This is a genomic window from uncultured Flavonifractor sp. (genome assembly GCF_944385615.1).
Taxonomy (GTDB): Bacteria; Bacillota; Clostridia; order Oscillospirales; family Oscillospiraceae; genus Flavonifractor.
In genome coordinates this window covers 1-24,745 of sequence record NZ_CALWXV010000025.1, presented here as the reverse complement: position 1 = coordinate 24,745, position 24,745 = coordinate 1, and the positions used below count along the sequence as shown (strand labels likewise).

Sequence of the window (24,745 nt, the reverse complement as noted above, 5' to 3'; positions counted from 1 at the left end):
AGGTATCCACTTGACCGACCAATCTAAAATCCGTAATTTCTCGATCATTGCCCACATCGACCACGGCAAATCCACCCTTTCCGACCGGCTGATCGAGCAGTGCAACGCCGTCACCGCCCGGGAGATGGAGTCCCAGCTGCTGGACAACATGGACCTGGAGAAGGAGCGGGGCATCACCATCAAGGCCCGGGCCGTCAAGCTCAACTATCAGGCGGAGGACGGCAACATTTACGAGCTCAACCTCATCGACACCCCCGGCCACGTGGACTTCAACTATGAGGTCTCCCGTTCCCTGGCGGCCTGCGAGGGCGCGGTGCTGGTGGTGGACGCCGCCCAGGGTATCGAGGCCCAGACCCTGGCCAACACCTTCCTGGCCATGGAGCACGACCTGGAGATTTTGCCGGTGGTGAATAAGATCGACCTGCCCGCCGCCGATCCCCAGCGGGTGAAGGATGAAATTGAAAACATCATCGGCATCCCCGCCCAGGACGCCCCCGAAATCTCCGCCAAGGTGGGCATCAACATCCCGGCGGTGCTGGAGGACATTGTGAAAAACGTCCCCGCCCCCAAGGGAGACCCCAATGCCCCTCTCAAGGCCCTGATCTTCGATAGCCAGTATGACGCCTACCGGGGTGTCATCGTGTACTTCCGGGTGATGGAGGGCACCATCAAAACCGGCATGACGGTCAAGATGATGGCCTCCGGGGCCTCCTATCAGGTCATCGAGTGCGGCCACCTGCTCCCCCTGGGCATGGAGCCCTGCCAGGAGCTGATCGCCGGCGAGGTGGGCTACTTCACCGCCTCCATCAAGAACGTGAAGGATACCCAGGTGGGCGACACCGTCACCGGGGCGGAGACCCCGGCGGCGGAGCCTCTGCCCGGCTACCGCCCCGCCCGGGCCATGGTGTACTGTGGCATCTACACCGAGGACGGCAGCAAATACCCCGATCTGCGGGACGCGCTGGAGAAGCTCCAGCTCAACGACGCCTCCCTGTCCTTCGAGCCTGAGTCCTCCGCCGCTCTGGGCTTTGGCTTCCGGTGCGGCTTTTTGGGGATGCTCCATATGGAGATCATCCAGGAGCGGCTGGAACGGGAGTTTGACCTGGACCTCATCACCACCCTGCCCTCGGTGATCTACCGCATCACCAAGACCGACGGCACGGTGGTCATGGTGGATAACCCCCACAACTACCCCGACCCCGCCAATATCGAGCTGGCGGAGGAGCCCTACGCCAAGGTGTCCATCGTCACACCCCCGGACTATGTGGGCAACATCATGCCCATGTGTCAGGACCGGCGGGGCGAGTACAAGGATATGCAGTATCTGGACACCAATCTGGTGGAGCTGCACTACTCCATGCCGTTGGGCGAGATCATCTATGATTTCTTTGACACTCTAAAGGCCCGCACCAAGGGGTACGCCTCCCTAGACTACGAGATGGACCGGTACGAGCCCTCCGAGCTGGTGAAGGTGGATATGCTGCTCAACGGCGACCAGGTGGACGCTTTGAGCTTTATCGCTCACAAGGATAAAGCTTATCCCCGGGCCCGGCGGCTGTGCGAAAAGCTGAAGGAGAACATCCCCCGCCAGCTCTTCGAGGTGCCGGTGCAGGCCGCCATCGGCGGCAAGGTCATTGCCCGGGAAACCGTCAAGGCCATGCGGAAGGACGTGCTGGCCAAGTGCTACGGCGGCGATATCACCCGAAAGAAAAAGCTGCTGGAAAAGCAGAAAGAGGGCAAAAAGAAGATGCGCTCTCTGGGTACTGTACAGATTCCCACCGAGGCGTTCATGGCAGTATTGAAGCTGGACGAAGAATAACCAAAAAGACCTGCTGTACGTTGCAGCAGATCTCAGCTTGTCAAAAGACTTCCCAACAAGGAAGCCTCGCAGAGTTCCGCCGCCCATAGGCGCGGAATCAAATCAAAATCTGTCCTTTCCGGGGACATGTGCCTCGGAAAGGACGCTTCTCATGGCGGATGGGGTGACAATTTCGCAAGAAATCGAACCCCATCCGTCATGCTGCTCTTTGTCAAAAAAGACCTACAGGTCTTTTTTGACAGGTTCAGCTTAAATACAGCTCCACATCCTCCACTGTCAGTCCCTCCTGAAGGGCCAGGTTGATGCCAAACCCCACCACCTTGGCCAGATCGGTAACCTTGGCGTCGATGTCTCGTGGGGTGACCAGCACCCCCTCCCCCGCTCCCTGGAGGGTCTGGGAGTCCAGGTCTCCCTGCCCCGCCTCGGCCAGCAGATCGGCGGCCAGGGTGGCCCCGTCCACCACTGTGGGCACCCCCACGGCGATGACAGGCACTCCCAGGCTCCGCTGGTCCAGGGCCGCCCGGGCGTTGCCTACCCCGGAGCCGGGGGTAATGCCGGTGTCGGCCAGCTGGATGGTGTTGCACACCCGGCTCAGGCTGCGGGAGGCCAGGGCGTCCACCGCAATGACGCTGGAGGGCCGGATCTTCTCGGTCACCGCCTTCACCAGCTCCCCGCTCTCCACGCCGGTAGTGCCCAGCACCCCCGCCGCCAGCGCCGCCACCGGCCGGAAACAGCCAAAATGCTCTGGCACCTGTTCCACCAGATGGCGGGTAACCATGGTGTGGTCGGCGGCGGCGGGGCCGATGTTGTCGGGGGTAATGGCCCGGTTGCCCAGCCCCACCACCAGAACGGGGGCCTTTTGGGGCAGCTTCAGCAGGGCGGACAGCTCCGCCGCCACCGCTCGGGCCGCCCGGCCGAAGGCGTCCTGCTCCCGGCGGGCCAGCCCCTCCAGGGTGAGGGTCACATAGGTGCCCACCGGCTTGCCCAGGGCCTTGGCCCCCTGGTCGTTGAAGATACGCACTGTGGTCACCGGGTAACCCTCCCGGACGGATTCCGTTTGCTCCACGCCGGGCAGCTCCCCCTCATTGCCCCCTTCCCGCCACAGCTGGGCGGCCTCCACCGCCAGGTCCGTCCGTCGTTTTTCCATAACCGTCCTCCTAAATACCCCAAGATATGGTGTTTTGTGTGCCGCTTTCCTCTATTTTTTGCGCAGAGCGGCCCCATATTCAAAAAAGGTGAAAAAATTTGAAAAAAACAGTTGCAATTTTCATGCCTTCCTGCTAGAATGTAAAAATGCACAGGGCAAACTATGTGTATTACTATCGTCATCGGAGGAGGTGTTTGGTTTGCCGAATATTAAGTCTGCCAAGAAGCGTGTCCTGGTGAATAAGACCAAGGCCATGCAGAACAAGGCCGCGAAGTCCGCCCTCAAGACCGACATCAAGAAGTTTGAGGCCGCGGTGGTCGAAGGCAACCGCAGCGAGGCCGAGGGCGCTTACAAGGTGGCCGTTAAGGCGGTCGACAAGGCCGTGGTTCATGGTCTGCTGCACCGGAACAACGCTGCGCACAAGAAGAGCGCCATGACCATCAAGCTGAACAAGCTGGCCTGATCTGTGGTCAAACATGAAACCGCCTGCCGCGCAGGCGGTTTTTTGCTGCCCAAAAACCAGCAAGGACCAGGAAGACGCCCTTCCTTGTCCTTGCATTGGATTCCATTTTATGGTATATTCAAGAGGAACCTGTATGGTGGGAGGTGTGCCCATGCCCAAAGGGCTGCTGCAAAAAAAGCCGGTCAGATTTGTGCTGGAGATGGCTGAGCTCTATTTTTCCAAGCACATTTCCCGTTCCGCCGCTGAGCTTGCCTATTTCCTCATTCTCTCCTTCTTTCCTCTGCTCATCTGCGTCAACGCCTTCATCAGCCTGCTGCCGGTGGACCTGGACGCGGTGCTGGAGGCCTCCGCCCCCCTGCTGCCCCCTGCCATCCTGAGCATTTTAAAGGAATACGTCTGGTACATCACCTCCAATCAGTCCACCGGACTGCTGATCGCAGGCCTTTTTATGACCCTGTTCTCCGCCTCGGCGGCCTTCCGGGCTTTGATGAACATTATGGAGGAGATCTATAGCCGCAAGGGTTACCGGGGTTTCCGGCAGATTCTGGCCAGCGTGCTCTTTGCGGTGCTGCTGCTGGTCACCATCTGCCTGTCCCTTGTGGTGCTGCTCACCGGCGGATGGCTCTTTCAGACGGTGGAGCGGCTGCTCCAGCTGGATACCCATACCCTGCCCTGGGACTGGCAGTGGTTTCGCTTTCTGCTGCTCTTTTTGCTGGTCTTTCTCTTTGTGCTGCTGGTCTACCGGGTGGCCGCCCCGGCCGGCAGGCCCCGGCCCCCCGTTCTCACCGGCGCATTTCTGGCCTCGGTGGCCCTGTCCGCCTTCTCCATCCTCTTTTCCTGGTTTATCGGCCTGTCCTCCCGGTACTCCCTGGTGTACGGGTCCCTGGCCTCCATCATCATCATGCTGGTGTGGCTCTACCTGTGCGGCAATATTTTAATTTTGGGCAATGTCTTTAACTGCGTGTGGTACAAGCACAAAAAACTCAAGTTGCTTCGGGAATCCAAGCAAGAAGACCGATAAAAAACGGCACGCTGCATCAAGCGGCGTGCCGTTTTTTAGCATTGATTGCGTCTCCAAATCTCCGCCAGCCCCAAAAAGGTCAGGTTGGGCTCCCAGGCGGTGGAGATCTCCAGCAGGGGCCGCACCAGGGTACTGTTGCCCCCGGTGAGCACCACCGTCAGCGGGCCATATGTTCTCTCCAGCCTCCGGACAATGCCCTCAATGGCACCGGCGGCGCCGTAGAGGGCGCCGTGCTTCATACAGGACACCGTATCGGTACCCATGAGGCCCTCCGGCGGGGTCAGGGTGATGGGGGGCAGCTGGGCGGCCTTGGCGCTGAGGGCCTCCAGAGAGAGGGCCAGCCCGGGCAGGATCATCCCACCCAGGAAAACGCCGTTTTTGTCCGCTGCCGACAGGGTGGTGGCGGTACCCATGTCAAAGACCGCCACCGGGCCGCCGTACCGGGCCAGGGCGGCCACACAGTCCACCACCCGGTCCATGCCCAGATGAAAGGCATCATACCCCCCCAGATCCAGACCGGTGGGGGTGGTCCTGCCCACCACCAACGGGGTGCGGCCGGTAAGGGACGCCAGGGCGGCGGTCACCGGGCGGGTAAGGGCGGGCACCACCGAGGAAAGAACGGCCCCATCCGCCTCTCTCGGGTCCACGCCCTCCCCTTCCAGCCGCTGCCGGAGGGTATTCGTCCAGGCGGCTGCATCTCTGCCGCAATCGCTGGGCAGGCGGATCACAAAAGCGGGCACATCCCCCCGCAGCCCCGCCAGAGCCACGGTGGTGTTGCCAATATCGACAGCCAGCAGCATATCAGGCGGGCTGGGCGGCGGCAGGGGCCTTCTCCAGCTTGAGGGCCCGCACCATGGGGACGCACACGGCGGGGGTGATGACGGCGGCCACAATGGCCTCGGGGATGCCGTTGGCGGCCACGATGCCCAGAATAAAGCCCATCACCGCGTCGGCGGGGATGCCCTGGGCGGCGGCGTAGGCCTCCGTAAAGATCACGCCGATGGAGCCCATCACCAGGGCGGTGTTGGTGAGGGCGCCCACGATGCCGGCGATCACCATGCCCACAGTCTGAACACCGGCGTTGGACTTCCGGAACAGGAACTTAATCAGGGTGTACACCAGCCAGGGGGTGACGCCCACCAGGATACGGGGCACAAAGCAAATAAACAGCGCCCAGGGGCTGCCCCGGTCCAGGCCGGGGACGGGGATAAAGGGAGAAAAGACAAAGGAGGACAGACCGGGCACCAGCGTGTTTTTGATGAGGCTGGACAGACCAAACATAGCGCCCAGAAAAGCGCCCTTCTTGGGTCCCAGCAGAATGGAGCCGATGATGACCGGTACGTGGAGAATGGTGGCCTTGATGACAGGCAGGTCAATCATGCCGATGGGCGTAAAGGTGAGCAGAAAAATAATGCCGGTAAACATGGCCAGAATGGCCATGCCCTGCACCTGTTTGCTCCGTTGGGACCGGGTGAGCGCTTGTTTCATATGCAATTACCTCCAGCTGCCGTTCCCCCTTGGGGATACAGCGCGTATTTTGGACGGCTGTTTCCCATGGGTTGGGACCTGCCGTCTCTTGGGAGTACAGCGGTCCCGGATGTGGAAACAACCGGAGCCATTATACTTGCTTTGTCCACAAATTGCAATGGGAATGTGGAAAAGTCCGGCCCGGTCTGATATAATGGCGGGGCCAATGGGCAAAACGGCGGCAGTTTTCCGCCGTCCCAGCCCAGAAAGGAGACACACGCCATGCAATTAAAGGGGAAAACTGTGCTGCTGGGGGTCACCGGCGGCATTGCCTGCTATAAATCCGCCAATCTGGCCTCCGCCCTGGTGAAACAGGGGGCCAACGTCCAGGTGGTCATGACCAAAAACGCCACCGAGTTCATCGGCCCCCACACCTTCGAGTCCCTCACCGGCAACCGGGTTAGCGTGGACACCTTCGACCGCAACTATCAGTTCCAGGTGGAGCACATCGCCCTGGCCGACCAGGCCGACCTGGTGCTGGTGGCCCCCGCCACCGCCAACGTGCTGGCCAAGCTGGCCCACGGGTTAGCCGACGATATGCTCACCACCACCATTCTGGCCTGTACCTGTCCCAAAATTGCCGCCCCGGCCATGAACACCAAGATGTACGAAAACCCGGTGACTCAGGACAATTTAAACACCCTGCGCCGGTACGGCTGGGAGATCGTGGAGCCCGCCAGCGGCCGCCTGGCCTGCGGGGCGGTAGGCAAGGGCAAGATGCCCGAGCCGGAGGACCTGCTGGAGTGTGTCCTCCACGCCCTGAGCCACGAGAAGGACATGGAGGGGCTTAAAGTGCTGGTCACCGCCGGGCCCACCCAGGAGGCCCTGGACCCGGTGCGCTATGTAACCAACCACTCCACCGGCAAGATGGGCTATGCCATCGCCAGAGCCGCCGCCGCCCGTGGGGCGGCGGTCACCCTGGTGTCCGGGCCGGTACACCTGAAAAAGCCCCCTTACATGGAGGTGGTGGACATTGTCTCCGCCCAGGATATGTTTGAGGCGGTGACCAGCCGGTCAGCCGAGCAGGATATCATCATCAAGGCCGCCGCCGTGGCCGACTACCGCCCCGCCCATCTGGCAGAGGACAAGATCAAAAAGAGCGGCGGCGACGCCGACCTCTCCCTCCCCCTGACCCGCACCCAGGATATTCTGGCCTGGCTGGGCCAGCACCGCCGTCCGGGACAGTTTTTGTGCGGGTTTTCCATGGAGACCAGGGACATGGTGGAAAACTCCAAACAGAAGCTGGAGAAAAAGCACCTGGACCTGATCGCCGCCAATAACCTGAAGCAGGCGGGGGCAGGCTTTGGGGTGGACACCAACCTGCTCACCCTCATCTCCCCCGACGGGGCCAAAGAGCTGCCCCTTATGAGCAAGGAGGAGGCCGCCCACGCTCTGCTGGACGAAATTCTCCGCCGCCGGTGAGGCTTCGCCCCTTTTTTCCTTGACGGGTGGGGGAAAGCATGATAGAATAGCCCGCGATAAGGCAGTGACCGGGAACAGTACCCCCAAATTTCCGCCCCAGAGAGAAGCCGGACGGTGCAAGGCTTTGGCGGAGCTGGCGAGAAGGCGCCCGTGAGCCGCGGGGAGGCAATGCCCCGCCGGTCCCCCACCGTTACCGGGTTTGAGTGCGGACAAATCGTCCGAATTCAGGTGGTACCACGGATTTTTTCCGCCCTGAGCGTAGGCTCAGGGCGGTTTTTTCTTAGCCTTCCCCCGGTGTAAGGTGGCTGGCCAAAGGCCAGATGGATAGGGGAAACGGTACCATATATGCAAAATTACAAACAAAAGGAGTTTGATTGTACCATGAAAAACACCGACAAGACCATGGAGCAGATCGTTACCCTGTGCAAGGGCCGGGGCTTCATTTTCTCCGGCTCCGAGATCTACGGCGGCCTGGCCAATACCTGGGACTACGGCCCTCTGGGCGTGGAGCTGAAGAACAATGTGAAAAAGGCCTGGTGGAAGAAGTTCGTCCAGGAGAACCCCTACAACGTGGGTCTGGACGCCGCCATCCTGATGAACCCCCAGACCTGGGTGGCCTCCGGCCATCTGGGCGGCTTCTCCGACCCTCTGATGGACTGTAAGGAGTGTAAGGAGCGTTTCCGGGCCGACAAGCTCATTGAGGACTGGTGCGCCGAGAACGGCGTGGAGCTGGAGAAGCCCATCGACGCCTTCTCCCAGGAGGAGATGAAAGCCTTTATCGAGGAGAAGAACATCCCCTGCCCCTCCTGCGGCAAGCACAACTTTACCGACATCCGCCAGTTCAACCTGATGTTCAAGACCTTCCAGGGGGTCACCGAGGACGCCAAGAACACGGTGTACCTGCGGCCCGAGACCGCCCAGGGCATTTTTGTCAACTTCCCCAACGTCCAGCGCACCACCCGCAAGAAGCTGCCCTTCGGCGTGTGCCAGATCGGCAAGTCCTTCCGCAACGAGATCACCCCCGGCAACTTCACCTTCCGTACCCGGGAATTTGAGCAGATGGAGCTGGAGTTCTTCTGCAAGCCGGGCACCGATCTGGAGTGGTTCCAGTACTGGCGCTCCTTCTGCAAGGACTGGCTGCTGAGCCTGGGCATGAAGGAGGACCACCTGCGGCTGCGGGACCACAGCCCCGAGGAGCTGTGCTTCTACTCCAAGGGTACCACCGACTTTGAGTTCCTCTTCCCCTTCGGCTGGGGCGAGCTGTGGGGCGTGGCCGACCGCACCGACTACGACCTGACCCAGCACCAGAACACCTCCGGCAAGGATATGACCTACTTCGACCAGGAGACCGGCGAGCACTATATCCCCTATGTGGTGGAGCCCTCTCTGGGCGCCGACCGTGTCACCCTGGCCTTCCTGGTGGACGCCTACGACCAGGAGGTGGTGGGCCAGGACAAGAAGGGCAACGACGATGTGCGCACCGTGCTGCGTTTCCACCCCGCTCTGGCCCCCTTCAAGTGTGCCGTGCTGCCTCTGAGCAAGAAAGAAGTGCTCTCCGGCCCCGCCCAGCAGCTGCGGGACGAGCTGGCCCGTGAGTTCATGGTGGACTACGACGACGCCGGCTCCATCGGCAAGCGTTACCGCCGCCAGGACGAGATCGGCACCCCCTTCTGCGTCACCCTGGACTTCCAGACCGTGGGCGACGAGAACACCCCCGCCGACCACTGCGTCACCGTCCGCGAGCGGGACACCATGGAGCAGGTGCGTATCCCCATGGATCAGGTAAAAGCCTATATTGCTGAGCGCATCAAGTTCTAAAAAACCAAAAAACGCCCTGTCGCATAAGCGACAGGGCGTTTTTCTGTACTTTTACGCCTGCATGGCCTCCCGGGCAAAGTCGGCGGCCTGCTCCAGGTCGCTCTGGTCCGGGTGGGTCAGGGCCAGGTCATAAGCCTGGATCATGGATTTCAGCTTGGCATTCTCCGGGTCGGCCTTCAGCTGGGCCTCGTACCGGTCCCGCACCGCCTGGGGCATCTTGCCGGTGCAGAAAAAGGTGCTCACTACCTGGTTTCCCTTGGGCACCTCCCCTTTGAAGCGGTCGGCCAGGGAGGCAAAATACAGCTGGGAAATGCCGAACCCGGCGGTACCGAACAAGGCCACCCGCTTGCCGTACAGGGTATGTAAAAATTCCTGCATGGCGGGGGTACAGCTCCCCTTATCGGTCCAGGACCCGGCAAAAACCAGCTCGGCCTGGTCCACATTCTGGGGCGGCGGGCCAAAGGAGACGATCTCCTGGCCCTCACAGGCGGCCTGGATGGCCTTGGCCACCTGGGCAGTGTTGCCGGTCTGACTGTCGAATACAATGGCGATTTTCATACGTCCTCCTTTGGACCATGGGCGGGCCCATGCGGGCCCTTACTTATACTTCCGGCTCTCCGCCACCGCCAACTCGTCGCATCGGTTGTTAAACGGGTTGTCGGCGTGGCCCTTGACCCAGTGGAGGTGGACGGTGTGGTAATCGCACAGCTCCAGCAGGGTTTCCCACAAATCCGGGTTCAAGGCGGGCTTTTTGTCCGACTTCACCCAGCCCTTGGCCTTCCAGCCCCTGGCCCAGCCCTTTTGGAGGGCGTCAATGACATACTTGGAGTCGGAGTACAGCTCCACAGTGCAGGGCTCTTTCAGGGCCTTCAGGGCGGTGATAACGCCGGTCAGCTCCATGCGGTTGTTGGTGGTGTGGGCCTCGCCGCCGGAGAGCTCCTTTTTGTGCGCGCCGTATTGCAGGATAGCCCCCCAGCCCCCGGGGCCCGGGTTGCCCGAGCAGGCCCCGTCGGTATAAATGGTAACTGTTTTCATGTGCCTCCTTGTTTAACGGCCCCTTTGTATTTTCTTGCGCTTCTGCCGGTATTCCTCGTCGGTGTAAAGCCCCGCTTTCCACAGCTGCTTGAGCTGTTTCAATTTCTGGCGGGAATCAGAGGGCGGCGGGCCGGGCTTTTCGTCCAAGTCCTTGGATTTGGGCTTGGCAGGGCGCTTTTTGCGGTCCTGCCTCTTTTCTTTGTACTCCTGCCAGGGAACCCAGATCACATAGCACAAAACGCAGAAGATGAGCAAGATCCACATGGACTGGCTGGGAGAGGAAAAGATCGTGAAGAGAGAGAAAAAATCCAGTACCATCCTGTCTTCTCTCCCCCCTTCCAAACAAGGCCTTTGCCGTTACAGCTCCTTCAAAATCTCCCGCCGCTTCTGCTCGTACTCCTCCTGGGTGATGAGCCGGCGGTCATAGAGGGACTGGAGCTGTTCCAGCCGCTGCTGCGGGGTGCCCTTGGACTGGTCGGCCGACACCCCGTCCTCCTCAATGTGGATCTCGGGGCCCATATACTTCTTTCCAAAGCCCTGATAAAAATTAACAACGGTCATGATGGCGGCGATGGCTGTCCAGGCGATGCCGAACAGCAGGGCAAAGCCCCCCGCCATGGAAAACTGGGGAATGATGACAAACAGGCCGATGAGCACGAACACGCAGCCCACCACGCCGCCCATCACCGACCCGGCCTTGCTGGGCCGGTAGGTCACCTTTCTTCTGGACATCCGTTATTCCTCCCCTTCCGAAGCGCCGGTGTCCTCCTCTTCCTCCTCATGGTCTGTACGTGCAAAGGAAATAACCTTTACACCATCCTCCAGATTCATGATCTTGACCCCCTGGGCGGTGCGGCCGTAGGTGGAGATGCCGGACACAGCCATGCGGATGATGACGCCCGCGTCGTTGATGACCAGCACGTCGTCGTTGTCGTTCACCACCTTGACCCCCACCACGGGGCCGGTCTTGTCGGTGACGTTGTAGCCCTTCAGGCCGAAGCCGCCCCGCTTCTGGGGGCCGTCTGCACGGATATACTCGTCCATTTCGGTGCGCTTGCCGTAGCCGTTTTCGGTAATCATCAGCACCTGATGGTCATATTTGGCCCGGGCAGCGCCCACTACAAAGTCGCCCGCCCGCAGGCTGATGCCCCGGACGCCGCAGGCGTCCCGGCCCATGCACCGCACGTCGGTCTCCTTGAAGCAGATGGCCATGCCGTCGTGGGTGACGATCAAAATGGCCTGCTCCCCGTCGGTTTCCCGGACGCAGATCAGCTCGTCCCCCTCGTCCAGGGTGATACAGCGGATGCCCGCCTTCCGGGCGGTGTGGATGGAGGAGAGCTGGATACGCTTGACGGTGCCGCTGCGGGTGACCATCACCAGATACCGATCCTCGGGGAACTCCCGCAGATGGATCATGGCGGTGACCTTCTCGTCCTGCTCGATGGGCAGCACGTTCACCAGATTGGTGCCCTTGGCGGTGCGGCCCGCCTCGGGGATCTGGTAGCCCTTCTTCCGGTGGACCCGGCCCTTATTGGTGAAGAAGAGGATATAGTCGTGGGTGGAGGCGGTAAACACCGTGTCCACATAGTCCTCTTCCTTGGTGGACATGGCGGTGATGCCCTTGCCGCCCCGGCGCTGGGTCCGGTAGGTGGAGGCGGGGGTGCGCTTAATGTAACCCCCGGCGGTGAGGGTAAAGACACACTCCTCCTCCTCGATCAGGTCCTCAATGTCGATCTCGTCCTCCACGTCCTGGATCTCGGTGACCCGCTCGTCGCCGTACTTGTCCCGGATGGCGGACAGCTCCTCCTTCAGCACCCCCCGGATCTTCTCCTCGCTGGCCAGCAGCTCATTGAAGTAGGCAATGCGCGCCTCCAGCTCCTTGTACTCGGCCTCCAGCTTCTCCCGGTCCAGGCCCTGGAGCGCCTTGAGACGCATATCCAGAATGGCCTGGGCCTGGACCTCGTCCAGGGCAAAGCGGCTCATCAGGTTTTCCTTGGCGTTGTCGTAGCTGGAGCGGATGATGTGGATGACTTCGTCGATGTTGTCCTGAGCGATGAGCAGGCCCTCCAGCAGGTGGGCCCGCTCCTGGGCCTTTTTCAGGTCGTACTTGGTGCGGCGGACGATGATCTCCTCCTGGAAGGCGATGTACTCGTCCAAGATGTGCCGCAGGGAGAGGATCTTGGGCTGGGACTGGTCGTCCACCAGGGCCAGCATATTGATGGCAAAGGTGGTCTGGAGCTGGGTCTGGGCGAACAGGCGGTTCAAGACCACCTGGGGGTTGGCGTCCCGCTTGAGCTCGATGACCACCCGCATACCGTTGCGGTCGGACTCGTCCCGGATGTCGGAGATGCCCTCCAGGCGCTTGTCCTCCACCTGGTCGGCCATGTTTTTGATGAGCATCCGCTTGTTGACCTGGTAGGGAATCTCGGTGACGATGATGCGGGTGCGGTTCTGGCCGAACTCCTCAAACTCGGTGCGGGCCCGGACGCACACCCGGCCCCGGCCGGTGGCGTAGGCCGCCCGGATGCCGGAGCGGCCCATGATGATACCCTTGGTGGGGAAATCGGGGCCCTTGACGTGCTCCATCAGGTCGGTCAGGGTGGCCTCCGGGTTGTCCAGCACGCAGATGGTGGCGTCAATGACCTCCCGCAGGTTGTGGGGCGGGATGTTGGTGGCCATGCCCACGGCAATACCCGCCGAACCGTTGACCAGCAGGTTGGGGAACCGGGAGGGGAGCACCCGGGGCTCCTTCCGGGACTCGTCGAAGTTGGGGTCCCAGTTCACCGTGTCCTTTTCGATGTCCCGCAGCATCTCGTCGGAGATCTTGGACATACGGGCCTCGGTGTACCGGTAGGCGGCGGCGGGGTCGCCGTCGATGGAGCCGAAGTTGCCGTGGCCGTCCACCAGGGGGTAGCGCATGGAGAAGTCCTGGGCCAGCCGGACCAGGGCGTCGTACACGCTGGCGTCGCCGTGGGGGTGATACCGGCCCAGCACGTCGCCCACGCAGGTGGCGGACTTTTTGAAGGGCTTGTCGGCGGTGAGGTTGTCCTCATACATGGCGTACAGGATGCGCCGGTGGACCGGCTTCAAACCGTCCCGCACGTCGGGCAGGGCCCGGCCCTTGATGACGCTCATGGCGTACTCGATATAGGACTGTTCCATCTCCTTCACCAAGGGCGAGGTGACGATGGTCTGGTCCGGGTACCGGATTTCCTCCGGGTCGTACTGTGGCTTTTTGCTCATGCTGTTGCCTCTCAATCTTCATGATAAGGTCAAAGGCGGGGCGTCGGAGACGCCCGAAGCCTTAATAGTCCAAATTCACCGCATACTTGGCGTTGCGCTCGATGAACTCCTTCCGGGGCTCCACCTTTTCGCCCATGAGGACGGTGAAGGTCTGGTCGGCCAGGACGGCGTCGTCCAGGGTGATGCGGCGCAGGGTCCGCTTTTCCGGGTCCATGGTGGTCTCCCACAGTTCATGGTAATCCATCTCGCCCAGGCCCTTGAAGCGGTTGATGACCACCTTGGTGTTGGGGTTGTCTCCCCGCAGCTCGGCGGCAATGCGCTCCCGCTCCTCATCGTCATAGGCCACCCGGGTGGTCTTGCCCCGGGTCAGCTTGAACAGGGGTGGCACGGCGGCGTACACATAGCCGTGCTCAATGAGGGGCCGCATGAACCGGAAGAAGAAGGTCAAAAGCAGGGTGCGGATGTGGGAGCCGTCCACATCGGCATCGGCCATAATGATGATCTTGTGATAGCGCAGCTTACTCAGGTCAAAGTCGTCCCCGATGCCCGCCCCCAGGGCGGTGATGACGGGGGTGAGCTTGTCGTTGCCGTACACCTTGTCGGCCCGGGCCTTTTCCACGTTGAGCATCTTGCCCCACAGGGGGAGAATGGCCTGGAACCGGCTGTCCCGCCCCTGGGTGGCGGAGCCGCCTGCGGAGTCGCCCTCCACGATGTAGAGCTCGGTGAGCTCGGGGTTGACCTCGTTGCAGTCCCGCAGCTTGTCGGGCATGGCGGCGCCCCCCAGGGCGGTCTTGCGGCGGATGGACTCCCGGGCCTTCCGGGCGGCCTCTCTGGCCCGGTTGGCCATCAGGGCCTTTTCCAGAATGGCCTTGCCCACCGCCGGGTTCTCCTCCAGGTACTCGGCCAGCTTTTCGGTGACGATGGAGTTGACCAGGGTGCGGATCTCGCTGTTGCCCAGCTTGGCCTTGGTCTGACCCTCAAACTGGGCTTCGGTGAGCTTGACCGAGATGACGCAGGCGATGCCCTCCCGGCAGTCCTCGCCGGACACCTTGTCGTCGTCCTTGAGCAGCTTCATTTTCTTGCCGTAGTTGTTGAGCACGGTGGTCAGGGCCCGCTTGAAGCCCTCCTCATGCATACCGCCCTCGGGGGTATGGACGTTGTTGGCAAAGGACACAATGGTCTCGTTGTAGCCGTCGTTGTACTGGAAGGCCACCTCCGCCATGGAGTCCTCCTTGCTCCCCGCCATGTAGATCACATCGGCGTGGATGGGGTCCTTGGAGCGGTTGAGGAAGGACACAAACTCCCGGATGCCTCCGGCGTAGTGCATGGTGTCCTCCTGCTCCTTGCCGGGGCGGTTGTCGACGGTGTGGATGCGCAGCCCTGCGTTGAGGAAGGCCTCCTCCCGCATCCGGGTATGGAGGGTCTCATAGTTATATTCGGTGATCTCAAACATCTCGGGGTCTGGCTTGAACACCACCTCGGTGCCATGGCGGTCGGTGTCCCCCACCACCTGCATGGGCTGGGTCACCTTACCCCGGGAGAACTTCATCTCGTAGATCTTGCCCTCCTTGTGGACCCGCACCTCCAGCCACTCGGAGAGGGCGTTGACCACGCTGGCGCCCACGCCGTGGAGGCCGCCGGACACCTTGTAGCCGCCGCCGCCGAACTTGCCGCCGGCGTGGAGGATGGTGAACACCACCTCCAGCGCGGGCAGGCCGGTCTGGGGCTGGATATCCACGGGGATACCACGGCCATTGTCGATGACGGTGATGATATCCCCCTCCCCGATGGAGACGGTGATCTCGTCGCAGTAGCCCGCCAGGGCCTCGTCGATGGAGTTATCCACAATTTCGTACACCAGGTGGTGCAGGCCGGACTCGCTGGTGGAGCCGATATACATGCCGGGGCGCTTACGGACGGCCTCCAGGCCCTCCAGCACCTGGATCTCGGAGCCGCCGTACTCGTGCTCCACCTGGGTGGCGCTGTTGTTCAGTTCTTCAGACATTTGAAAACCTCCATTGGAATCAGCGGGCGGTCAAAGGCCACCCCTACGTTCTCCCGTAGGAGCCGCCTTTGACGGCCCGAAGGATCGTTCACTCAAAGCTGTTGTTTTCCGCCCGCCGCAGCAGGGCGGCGGTGGAGAGCTGGCAGAGATAGACCACAGGGGGCCCCTCCTGCCCGCTGCACAGCACAAAGGACCGGGGCAGATCGTCGGACACGTTGACCAGCCGCCCCTCCTTTTCGGCCCGCTCCAGAAAAGACCGGGTCAGGCGGGAGGCGCTGGTATTGTCCAGATCGAAGAGCCCCACCACATCCCGAAAGGGGATGATGACGTTCTGACCGATATGCAGATACATTTACCGCCCCTCCCCCGGGTCCTGAATGATTCTGGGCCGCCACAGCCGCCGGTACAGCCGCCAGCCGGCAAACAGCCCCACAAAAAAGCCCAGGGCGGGCAGGCCGGGGATAAAGAGCAGCTGGGTCACCGGGGAGTCCTCCGACTCCCACAGGCCGAGCCGGTAGTACACCAGCAAAACGGTGACCAGAGCGGCCCCTATGGGGGGCAGCAGCTTCCACAGGCGGCTGCCCTTGCGGGTAAACTGGCACACCAGAAATTCCAGCACAAGGCCCCCCACCAGGGGAATGAGGGCCAAAATCAAAAGAATCATAGGCGTCTCCTACATACTGTCCACAATTTGGGCCGGGATTGTGGAAAACTCGGTGAAGATGGTTCCCCTCTCACAGGTCTGTTTTCACAGATATTTGATAACTATTTGTAATATATCTGCTGTGGAAAAACAAAAACAGCCTTTTTCCACCGGGTTGTTCACAATTCCACCAGGGCCCCCTCCCGGATGTGGAAGGTTTTCCCCTCCCCCAGCCGGTCCAGGCTCATCTCCTCACAACAAGTAATAAATACTTGTCCCCCGTTGATGCGTTTGAGCACAAACTCCTGCCGCCGGTGGTCCAGCTCGCTGAGCACGTCGTCCAGCAGCAGCACCGGCCACTCCCCCGTCTCCTGAAAGAAAATTTCCCGGGAAGCCAGCTTCAAAGATAGGGCCGCCGTCCGGGTCTGGCCCTGGGAGGCGAAGGCTTTGGCGCTCACCCCGTCCAGCTCCACCACCAGATCGTCCTTATGGAGTCCCGACAGACACTGCCGGGCCTCCAGCTCCGCCTTTCGGTGGGATGTTTGGTGCTCCACCAGCTGTTCCAGCAGGGTGCGGGTGGGAGCCAAAGGGTCGGAAATGGTGCTCACCGTGGTATACCGCAGCCCCAATTCCTCCCGTCCGCCGGAAAAATCCCGGTGGATGGGGGGGGTCACCTCCCGCAGCCGCTTGATAAAGTGGGCCCGGTAGTGGATCAGCAGGGCCCCGGTCTGGGCCATGCGCAGATTGAACTCCTCCAGGGTGTCCAGCAAAGAGGGATGTTCCTCCCAATCCCGCAAAATCCGGGTTTTGTGCTCGTACAGACGGCGGTATTCCGCCAGGGCCTCGGCATACCGGGGCCGCAGCTGACAGATGCAGTTGTCCAGAAACCGGCGGCGCACCGCCGCCCCCTCCCGGATGAGATACAGATCCTCCGGGCAAAACAGGACGGTGTTCAGCACCCCCGCCAGCTCCCCGGCGGTTTTTAACTTTACCCCGTTGGCAAAAAGCTGCCGCCGGGCCCCCTTTTGGAGCCTGGCCTCCAGGGTAAAGTCCCGCCCCCGGGAAAAGACCCCCGCCTTGACCGCGGCGTGGGTCTGTCCCATCTGGATCAGCTCCCGGTCATACCGGGCCCGGTGGGAGGAGGCGGTGGACAGATAGGAGATGCCCTCCAGCAGATTGGTCTTGCCCTGGGCGTTTTCCCCCCAGATCACATTGACATGGGGGGAAAAATGGTCCTCAAAATGGACATAATTGCGGAAAAAGTCCAGGGAAATGGAGGAAACGATCATACCACTTCCACGCGCAGGTCATCCAGGGCCACCACGTCGCCGGGGCGCAGCTTTTTGCCCCGCATGGTGCACACTTCCCCGTTGACCGTTACCTCACCGGCCTGGATACGCTCCTTGGCCTCCCCGCCGGTCTCCACCAGGCCCTCAAATTTCAGCAGGGATTCCAGTTTGATAAATTCCGTGTTGATTTTCGACTGAATGGTCTTCATTTCTCGGTTTTTCCCCCTTTATGGTACAGGGATTCCAGCAGCTGCCACAGCTCCGGCAGGGCTTTTTTCAGGGCCACCGGCCGGGCCTTGGCCCGGTCGTAAAAGAAGTGGCCGGAGGTGCCCTCCGCCCGCAGTTCCCCGGTGCCCGCGTTCACCATTTTGTAAGATAGCTGCAATTTGGCCGGGGACAGGGCCTGGACCGCCATGGTAATGGCCACCGTTTCCCCAAACCGGGTCATGGAGCGGTAGGCACAGCTGACGTCGGTGACGGCAAAGTCGATGCCCGCGTCCACCGCCCGGTGGTAGCTCCAGCCGATCTGGTTCATAAAATCGGTACGGGCCTCCTCCATCCATAGGATATAATTTCCATGGTGGACGATGCTCATGCCGTCTGTCTCGTAAAATTGAACCTTGTGCAGGTAAGGATGCAGTTCCAAACGGATTCTTCCTTTCCATGGGGGGATGGGCGGCCGTAAAGGCCGCCTGCTTTTACTCTCCTGCCTTCAAACGGACGGGCAGCACCATATAGAGGAAACGCTCCTCCCCTTCGGCGGGCAGGATGACACAGGGGGACACGCTGGTAGACAGCTCCAGCCGCACCTTGTCGGCGGGGGCAGCCTTCAGGGCATCCATCAAATATTTGTTGTTGAAGCCGATCTCCAACCCCTGGCCATCGCCGGTGACAGGGCACTGATCATAGGCGTCTCCAATGGCGGTTTTGGTGGAAATTTTCATCAATCCGTCCTCAAAGACGCACCGCAGGGGGCATTTCAGCTTCTCAGTGATGATGAGGGACACCCGCTCGATGGAGGACAGCAGGGTCCTGGTCTCCCCCTCCAGACAGATACCGTTGTTCCGGGGGATGGCCTGACGGTAGGCCAAAAATTCTCCCTCCAGCCGCCGGGTCACCAGCATGGTGGTGCCCGCCTTGAACATGACGTGCCGGGCGCCCTGGGTGACTGACACCGGCTCGTCGCAGTCGGAACAGATCTTTTCCACCTCGGACAAAGCGGAGCCGGGCACCACAAAGGAAAATTCTGGTGCTCCGTCCTTCCGGTCAATGGCCTCATGGCGGAGGGCCAGCCGGAAACCGTCCACCGAAACGATGGTAAGGCCGTTGTCGTCGGCCTCAAAGAGGGAGCCGGTGTGGACCGGCCGGCTTTCGTTGTCGCTGACGGCAAAAATGGTCTGGGAAATCATGGATTTCAGCTTGGACTGGGACAGGAGCAGGGAATTTTGGTACTCCACCGTGGGCAGTTCGGGGAATTCCTCGGGATCGGTGCCCAAAATGTTGAATTCACTGGGACCGCAGGTGATGTGTACCATATATTGGTTGGTCTCAAAGGTAATGACGTCGTCGGGCAGCTTTCGGATGATCTCGCCGAACAGCCGGGCAGCCAGCACCAGGGTACCCGGTTCGCTGATCTCAGCAGGGACAATGGTACGGATGCCGGTGTCCAGGTTGTAACCGGTGAGCCGCAGCTCCTGTCCGGCCTCTACCAGAATACCCTCCAGAGCGGAAATGGAGCTTTTGGGGGATACGGCACGGGAGGCGGTGGAAATGGCCGATTGCAGCAGGGCCTTTTCACAGGAAAATTTCATAAAACTTGCATCCTCCGTTTCATCGGGAGCGGAGACGCTCCGCTGGATTTCTCCCGCTCCTCAGGAGAGAGGAGGGATAAATGTCGTAATAGTAAGCCGTAGGGGAAAACATTGTGGAAAAGTGGAAAAACCCGTTGAACCGCTAAGAAAAATCTGTCCACAGGGGGTGTGGAAAAAAATCGGGGTCTTTCCACAGAAAAAGAAGGCGAAAAAAGTTTTCCACATTCCCCTTTCCACATATCCGCAAAACTGTGTGGAAATGTGGAAAACCGGCCCATGGAGAAGGGATCCGTTTTCTTGCATAAAATTCAATAAATATTCACTGATATGCAAGCCTCATCCAGCCCTATTCATAGCGGGCGTTGATGTTGGCGTTGATGTCCTTGATGACCTCTGCAATTTCCGGGCTTTGCTTGGTCAATTTCTCGATGCGGTCGATGGAGTGCATGACGGTGGCGTGGTCCCGGTTGTCAAATTCCTTGCCGATCTCCTTCAGGGACAGGTTGGTCATGCGGCGGATCTGGTACATGGCGATCTGCCGGGCCAGGGCGGTGTCCTTGGTGCGGCTCTGTCCCCGGAGGGCCTCCGGCTCGATGTTGTAGAACTTGCCCACCTCGTCAATGATGACCTCGGGGGAGGGGAGAAAGTCGGCCTTGTCCTTGAACATGTCCCGCACCGCCCGGGTGACGGTGTCTACGTCCACGCTCTCCCCCATCAGCTCCTGGAAGGCCAGGATCTTGTTGACGGTGCCCTCGATCTGCCGCACGTTGGAGGTGATGTTTTCCGCGATATATTGCAGCACCGGGTCGGGCAGGTTCATGCCCCGGCGGATGGCCTTGTTTTTGATGATGGCCACCCGGGTCTCGTAGTCGGGGGGCTGGATGTCCACAGGCAGGCCCCACTCAAACCGGGTGCGCAGCCGGTCGTCCAGCCGCAGCATCTCCTTGGGGGGGCGGTCGGCGGTGAACACGATCTGCCGTTTGGCCTCGTACAGGGTGTTGAAGGTGTGGAACATCTCCTCCTGGGTGGATTCCCGGCCGGCGATAAACTGCACGTCGTCCATGAGGAACACGTCGGCGGAGCGGTATTTTTCCCGGAATTCCGGGTTGCGGCCCTCCCGGATGGCCTGGATCAGCTCATTGGTGAAGGAATCGCCCTTGATATAGACGATGCGGAATTCCGGGTGGTTTTGATGGATCTTGTGGGCGATGGCGTAGAGCAGGTGGGTCTTGCCCAGGCCGGACTCGCCGTAGATGAACAGGGGGTTGTAGGTCTGGGCGGGCTGCTCGGCCACCGCCAGGGCGGCGGCGTGGGCGAACTTGTTGGAGGAGCCCACCACAAAGCGCTCAAAGGTATACTCCTCGGTGCCTGGGAGGAACAGATCGTCGTTTTTCTGTTGGCCGTAGCCCTCCAGCTCCCCTTCGCCCAGTACCACCACCTCAAAATCAGAGGAGAACAGCTCATGAAGGGCCTTTTGAATGGTGGGCAGATAGCGGGAGTTGATGATATCCCGCTTGAAGTTGGAGGGGGTGTGGAGCACAAACCGGTTGGACTCCAGGGCCACGGGGGTGGCGTCGTCAAACCAGGTGTTGATGGTGGTGGCTGTCATATCCTGCTCCATCAGGGAGAGGACCTTGGCCCAGAGATCGGCCGGCAGATTCACGGAAAGACCACCTCTTTCGTCAAAATGGATGGCCGGAGACGGCGCAGCAAAACAAGACCTTGAAAGCCTGGGCTTTCAAGACCTGAAGGTCTCTGTCTGGACTGCGCCCGCCAACGGCAGGTACCGGCCGCCGGAATTGGTCCGACCGCCGGAAGGATTGCAGATAATTTAACGCATATCATTATAGCAAATCCGCCGGTGGAAAGCAACGATACAATAATAAAAAGAAACCACTTTTCCACCGTGTTTTCCACAGGAACAGCCCCGGCAGGCCGCCCGCCCAGTTTTGCCGTCCACAGTTTGGAACGGTTTGGCGGCCCCGCTCCGCCCCTACGCCTGTCCCCGCCTCCTCCTCCGGCCACAAGATATGGTATTCCCCGGTTAAGGACAGAAAAAAACCAAAAAAGAAACCAAAATAGTGGTTGACAGGCCATTTTAAAATAGGCTATAATACCATGTGCATCGTGGAAAGCCATACGGTGTAAAGCAGTTTTTCTTGACGACCGCAGCCGAAAGGCTGTTGTGGTGGGCGGGGCGACCCGCTTGATTTTTGTACAGGAGGTGTCCCAACATGGTTCGTACCTATCAGCCCAAGAAGCGCCAGCGCTCCAAGGAGCACGGGTTCCGTAAGCGTATGCGTACCGCCAACGGCCGCAAGGTCCTGGCCCGCCGCCGCGCGAAGGGCCGCGCCCGTCTGACCCACTGATGGGTCCGCAAATGGAATAGGGCATTTCATAGGGGCGGGGGAGCTTTTCCCACCGCCCCTGCGCAGCATACGGAACTTTGGATCGGGAAAGGAGGACCGCCGTGGAGCACACCGTATCCCTGAAGCAGAACCATGTGTTCCGCCGCCTGTACAACAAGGGCAAAAGCGCGGTCAATCCCTGCCTGGCCCTCTACTGCCGGAAGAACAACTCCCCCCGCAGCCGTCTGGGCATCACCGTGGGGGTGAAGGTGGGCAAGGCGGTGATCCGCAACCGCACCCGCCGCCGCATCAAGGAGGCCTACCGCATCCATGAGGACCGCTTCCTGCCGGGCTATGACCTGGTGGTGGTGGCCCGGGTGCGGGCCGGCCACTGCCGGTACCGGGAGGTGGAGCGCAGCCTGCTCTCCCTGGCGGACAAGCTGGGCCTGCTCCGAAAGGAGGGGGCCTGAGTTGAAGGGCCTGCTGCTCTTTCTCATCCGGTTTTACCGCCGGTATATCTCCCCTGCCCGTCCCCCCTGCTGCCGTTTTATCCCCACCTGCTCCCAGTACGCGCTGGAGGCGGTGGAGAAATACGGTGCGCTCAAGGGGGGCTTTTTGGCCTTACGCCGTATTCTGAAATGTCAGCCCTTCCATAAGCAGAAATCCATCGAGTACGACCCCGTGCCGTAAGTTCACGCGAAACGGCAAGACAATGAACGCTTGGAGGCGCGCAAATGGAAATTATCCTCACCCCCTTTGCCTGGCTGCTTCAGCTGTTTTATAACTTCTGCGGCAGCTATGGACTGGCTCTGATCCTCTTTGCCGTGGTGGTCAAGGTGGTGCTCTTCCCCCTCTCCCTGAAGGGCAAGCGCAGCATGATCCAGATGAACATCCTGTCCGGTCAGATGCAGAAGCTGCAAAAGCAGTACGGCAAGGACCGGCAGAGATACAATCTGGAAGTGCAGAAGCTCTATGAGAAGGAGAAGATCAACCCCATGGGCGGCTGCCTGTGGTCCTTCATCCCCCTGATCATCCTGATGATCCTCTACCCCATCATCCGGGAGCCCATCCACTACATGATGGGCATCAACGACGCCGAGACCCTGAACACCATTGCCCAGACCGTGGGCTGGAGCACCCAGGCCGTGAACATGGGCTGGATCAAGGAGGCCACCGACACCTTCGCCAACAGCGGCTATAACCAGCTGTATCTGGCCTCCCTCATCACCCCCGAGAATCTGGAGGCGGTGAAGGCCGCCGTGGGTCAGGCCGGCAGCGGCATCATTGCCATCAACTTTGACCTGTTTGGCCTGGTGGACCTGTCTCAGGTGCCCCAGCTGCAATTCTGGACCATTCAGGGCGGCTTCGGTCTGTTCCTGCTGCCCGTGATCTCCGCCCTCACCGGCGTGGTCTTCTCCCTCATCTCCATGAAGACCAACGCCATCAACAAGCAGAGCGCCCAGACCAACAGCAGCTCCGCCAAGTCCATGATGATTATTTCCCCCCTCATTTCCCTGTGGATCGGCTTCACCATGCCCGCCGCTTTGTGTGTGTACTGGGTGGCCAACAACCTGCTGTCCATGGTTCAGGAGTTTTTGTGCAGCATCATCCTGAAGAAGGACTACGAGGAGGCCGCCCGCAAGCAGGCCGAGCGGGAGCTCCAGGAGAAGGAAGAGGAGAAGGAGGAGCGCCGCCGAAAAGCTGAGGAGCGGGCCCGCCGCATCGAGGAGGAGAAGCTCAACCGGGGCAAGAAGAAAAAGGCCGAGAAGAAGCGGGAGGACGAGGAGAAGGTCCCCGGCATTGTGAAGGAGTACAGCCGGGTGGGCATCCGGCAGTACGCCCGGGGCCGGGCCTACGATCCCTACCGCTACAGCGAGGAGGGTCCCACCTGCTATCCCGGTGAGGAGCCCATCTTTGCCAGAAAAGCCGACCAGGCCGCCGGCGGGGACCAGATGGAGGACACTCCCGCGCTGGACGCCCCTCTGGAGAGCGCCCCTGTGGAGGAATCCCCCGCCGCCCAAACCCCCGACGACAACGGGGAGACCAAGGAATAACGGCGTCTGCCGTGGATTCATAAGGAGAGATACCCAATGCTGAAATGGATCGAGAGCACCGGCAAGAGCGAAGAGGCAGCCATTGAGGCCGCCCTGCAAAAGCTGGGCATGGATCGGGACGAGGTATCTGTGGAGGTCCTGGAGCGGGCCAAGTCCGGCTTCCTGGGGATCGGCAGCTGCCCCGCCAAGGTAAAAGTGACCTATGAGGCCGCCAACGAGCCCGCCGCCCCCGCCCCTGTGGCGGAGGCGCCCGCCGCGCCCGCGGCCAAGCCCGTCCAGGCAGAGACCCCCGCCCCTGCTGTAGAGGCCCAGGCCCCCGCAGCACCTGCCGCCGCCCCTGCTCAGGGGGAGAAGGCCCAGCAGATCAACGACTTTCTCACCGGCCTGCTGTCCCACATGGGGGCGGACGCCCAGCCGGTCATTAAAATGGATGAGAACGGCACCTATCAGGTGGAGCTGGTGGGCCAGAACCTGGGCGGCCTCATTGGCCGCCGGGGAGAGACCCTGGACGCCATCCAGCAGCTCACCGGCTACGCCGTCAACCACGGCCAGCCCAAGCGGGTGCGCATCCATGTGGACGCCGAGGGCTACCGGGCCAAGCGGGAGGAATCCCTTATCCGGCTGGCCCACAAGGTGGCGGGCAAGGTGGTCAAGTACCGCCGCAACGTGACCCTGGAGCCCATGAACGCCTACGAGCGCCATGTGATCCACACCGCCCTTCAGGATACCGCCGACGTGACCACCTACTCCATCGGCACCGAGCCCAACCGCCGCACCGTGGTGGCCTATAGCCGGGGGGAGCACCGGTAAGCCATCAAAAAAGTGGCATAGCCACTTTTTGAGCAGGATGCAGCCCGCCGCGCGCATCATTGCTCCGCCATTGGCGCAGCAATGCTACACTTGCGGGCTGAGAAGTGTTTTCCCCGACGCGCATGTCGCCGGGGAAAACGGATCTTACTTTATTTGCGCCTGCGGGCGCAAACTCTGCGAGGCTTTTTTGACCATAAAAAACCACCTGAGCACTGAACTGCACCCCATTTGTTAGACAGTATGATATACTGAATAACAAGTGGGGTGCTTTATTATGCCAAAAAGAAAGC

At 60.8% G+C, this 24,745-nt stretch carries 27 protein-coding genes and 1 other annotated feature; of the genes, 10 read left to right on the top strand and 17 right to left on the bottom strand.

Annotated elements, in window-relative coordinates:
• Positions 1–10 precede the first annotated feature (10 nt).
• Complete coding sequence (lepA, locus tag Q0J75_RS07975) at positions 11–1,819, top strand: translation elongation factor 4 (RefSeq protein WP_297199292.1); 1,809 nt, start codon at positions 11–13, stop codon at positions 1,817–1,819.
• A 244-nt stretch (positions 1,820–2,063) separates the two neighbouring features.
• Here lepA and gpr read toward each other — a convergent pair whose 3' ends face one another.
• Positions 2,064–2,966, bottom strand: coding sequence for a GPR endopeptidase (gene gpr / locus Q0J75_RS07970; protein ID WP_297199288.1), 903 nt, complete (start codon positions 2,964–2,966; stop codon positions 2,064–2,066).
• A gap of 199 nt (positions 2,967–3,165) precedes the next feature.
• Between gpr and rpsT the strand changes: the two genes are divergently transcribed.
• Complete coding sequence (rpsT, locus tag Q0J75_RS07965; RefSeq protein WP_207753863.1) at positions 3,166–3,429, top strand: 30S ribosomal protein S20; 264 nt, start codon at positions 3,166–3,168, stop codon at positions 3,427–3,429.
• Between the two features lie 133 nt (positions 3,430–3,562).
• Entirely contained in the window at positions 3,563–4,450 is an 888-nt protein-coding gene (locus Q0J75_RS07960) for a YihY/virulence factor BrkB family protein (RefSeq protein ID WP_297199281.1), read from the top strand.
• 35 nt (positions 4,451–4,485) lie between these two features.
• Here the strand turns inward: Q0J75_RS07960 and Q0J75_RS07955 are convergent, their stop codons facing one another.
• Positions 4,486–5,250 (bottom strand): type III pantothenate kinase, encoded by a 765-nt coding sequence (locus Q0J75_RS07955; RefSeq protein WP_297199277.1) that lies wholly within the window; start codon positions 5,248–5,250, stop codon positions 4,486–4,488.
• A gap of 1 nt (position 5,251) precedes the next feature.
• Entirely contained in the window at positions 5,252–5,938 is a 687-nt protein-coding gene (locus tag Q0J75_RS07950) for an ECF transporter S component (RefSeq protein WP_297199274.1), read from the bottom strand.
• A 261-nt stretch (positions 5,939–6,199) separates the two neighbouring features.
• Between Q0J75_RS07950 and coaBC the strand changes: the two genes are divergently transcribed.
• On the top strand, positions 6,200–7,399 hold the full coding sequence (gene coaBC, locus Q0J75_RS07945; protein ID WP_297199271.1) for a bifunctional phosphopantothenoylcysteine decarboxylase/phosphopantothenate--cysteine ligase CoaBC: 1,200 nt from the start codon (positions 6,200–6,202) through the stop codon (positions 7,397–7,399).
• Between the two features lie 55 nt (positions 7,400–7,454).
• Positions 7,455–7,657, top strand: a binding site (T-box leader).
• Positions 7,658–7,780: 123 nt separating this feature from the next.
• On the top strand, positions 7,781–9,217 hold the full coding sequence (locus tag Q0J75_RS07940; protein WP_297199267.1) for a glycine--tRNA ligase: 1,437 nt from the start codon (positions 7,781–7,783) through the stop codon (positions 9,215–9,217).
• Positions 9,218–9,268: 51 nt separating this feature from the next.
• Here the strand turns inward: Q0J75_RS07940 and bilS are convergent, their stop codons facing one another.
• The 13 genes from bilS to dnaA form a co-directional block, all read right to left on the bottom strand.
• Positions 9,269–9,775, bottom strand: a complete 507-nt coding sequence (gene bilS, locus Q0J75_RS07935; protein WP_297199263.1) for a flavodoxin family protein BilS — start codon at positions 9,773–9,775, stop codon at positions 9,269–9,271.
• Positions 9,776–9,814: 39 nt separating this feature from the next.
• A complete protein-coding gene (rnhA, locus tag Q0J75_RS07930) occupies positions 9,815–10,252 on the bottom strand; it encodes a ribonuclease HI (protein ID WP_297199260.1) in 438 nt (145 codons plus the stop codon).
• 12 nt (positions 10,253–10,264) lie between these two features.
• A complete protein-coding gene (locus Q0J75_RS07925) occupies positions 10,265–10,570 on the bottom strand; it encodes an SHOCT domain-containing protein (protein WP_297199257.1) in 306 nt (101 codons plus the stop codon).
• A 39-nt stretch (positions 10,571–10,609) separates the two neighbouring features.
• The gene (locus Q0J75_RS07920; RefSeq protein WP_297199256.1) at positions 10,610–10,984 is read right to left on the bottom strand and encodes an SHOCT domain-containing protein; all 375 of its coding nucleotides are present in this window, start codon (positions 10,982–10,984) and stop codon (positions 10,610–10,612) included.
• A gap of 3 nt (positions 10,985–10,987) precedes the next feature.
• Positions 10,988–13,495: a DNA gyrase subunit A gene (gyrA, locus tag Q0J75_RS07915; RefSeq protein ID WP_297199251.1), complete on the bottom strand. Its 2,508-nt coding sequence runs from the start codon at positions 13,493–13,495 to the stop codon at positions 10,988–10,990.
• A gap of 61 nt (positions 13,496–13,556) precedes the next feature.
• On the bottom strand, positions 13,557–15,500 hold the full coding sequence (gene gyrB / locus Q0J75_RS07910; RefSeq protein WP_297199248.1) for a DNA topoisomerase (ATP-hydrolyzing) subunit B: 1,944 nt from the start codon (positions 15,498–15,500) through the stop codon (positions 13,557–13,559).
• A gap of 88 nt (positions 15,501–15,588) precedes the next feature.
• Complete coding sequence (gene remB / locus Q0J75_RS07905; protein ID WP_297199245.1) at positions 15,589–15,852, bottom strand: extracellular matrix regulator RemB; 264 nt, start codon at positions 15,850–15,852, stop codon at positions 15,589–15,591.
• Positions 15,853–16,164, bottom strand: a complete 312-nt coding sequence (locus Q0J75_RS07900; protein WP_297199242.1) for a Tat pathway signal protein — start codon at positions 16,162–16,164, stop codon at positions 15,853–15,855.
• 158 nt (positions 16,165–16,322) lie between these two features.
• On the bottom strand, positions 16,323–17,432 hold the full coding sequence (recF, locus tag Q0J75_RS07895; protein ID WP_297199239.1) for a DNA replication/repair protein RecF: 1,110 nt from the start codon (positions 17,430–17,432) through the stop codon (positions 16,323–16,325).
• Entirely contained in the window at positions 17,429–17,641 is a 213-nt protein-coding gene (locus Q0J75_RS07890; protein WP_297199236.1) for an RNA-binding S4 domain-containing protein, read from the bottom strand. Before Q0J75_RS07890 ends, recF begins: the two co-directional genes overlap by 4 nt.
• Entirely contained in the window at positions 17,638–18,078 is a 441-nt protein-coding gene (locus Q0J75_RS07885) for an acyl-CoA thioesterase (RefSeq protein WP_297199233.1), read from the bottom strand. Before Q0J75_RS07885 ends, Q0J75_RS07890 begins: the two co-directional genes overlap by 4 nt.
• Before the next feature lie 52 nt (positions 18,079–18,130).
• A complete protein-coding gene (gene dnaN / locus Q0J75_RS07880) occupies positions 18,131–19,243 on the bottom strand; it encodes a DNA polymerase III subunit beta (RefSeq protein WP_297199230.1) in 1,113 nt (370 codons plus the stop codon).
• Positions 19,244–19,589: 346 nt separating this feature from the next.
• Positions 19,590–20,906 carry a chromosomal replication initiator protein DnaA gene (gene dnaA / locus Q0J75_RS07875; protein WP_297199228.1) on the bottom strand — a complete coding sequence of 439 codons (1,317 nt, stop codon included), beginning with the start codon at positions 20,904–20,906 and terminating at the stop codon, positions 19,590–19,592.
• Between the two features lie 571 nt (positions 20,907–21,477).
• On the opposite strand from dnaA, the gene rpmH reads away from it, so the two are divergent.
• The 5 genes from rpmH to jag all read left to right on the top strand — a co-directional run bounded on the left by rpmH (position 21,478) and on the right by jag (position 24,455).
• The gene (gene rpmH / locus Q0J75_RS07870) at positions 21,478–21,612 is read left to right on the top strand and encodes a 50S ribosomal protein L34 (protein ID WP_006570963.1); all 135 of its coding nucleotides are present in this window, start codon (positions 21,478–21,480) and stop codon (positions 21,610–21,612) included.
• 101 nt (positions 21,613–21,713) lie between these two features.
• Entirely contained in the window at positions 21,714–22,061 is a 348-nt protein-coding gene (gene rnpA, locus Q0J75_RS07865; protein WP_297199223.1) for a ribonuclease P protein component, read from the top strand.
• A gap of 1 nt (position 22,062) precedes the next feature.
• A complete protein-coding gene (gene yidD / locus Q0J75_RS07860; RefSeq protein ID WP_297199220.1) occupies positions 22,063–22,281 on the top strand; it encodes a membrane protein insertion efficiency factor YidD in 219 nt (72 codons plus the stop codon).
• Positions 22,282–22,325: 44 nt separating this feature from the next.
• Entirely contained in the window at positions 22,326–23,645 is a 1,320-nt protein-coding gene (locus Q0J75_RS07855; protein WP_297199217.1) for a YidC/Oxa1 family membrane protein insertase, read from the top strand.
• 36 nt (positions 23,646–23,681) lie between these two features.
• Positions 23,682–24,455, top strand: a complete 774-nt coding sequence (gene jag / locus Q0J75_RS07850) for an RNA-binding cell elongation regulator Jag/EloR (RefSeq protein WP_297199214.1) — start codon at positions 23,682–23,684, stop codon at positions 24,453–24,455.
• Between the two features lie 4 nt (positions 24,456–24,459).
• Here the strand turns inward: jag and Q0J75_RS07845 are convergent.
• Positions 24,460–24,745: hypothetical protein (locus Q0J75_RS07845; RefSeq protein WP_297199211.1), on the bottom strand; the 286-nt coding region annotated here is incomplete at its 5' end.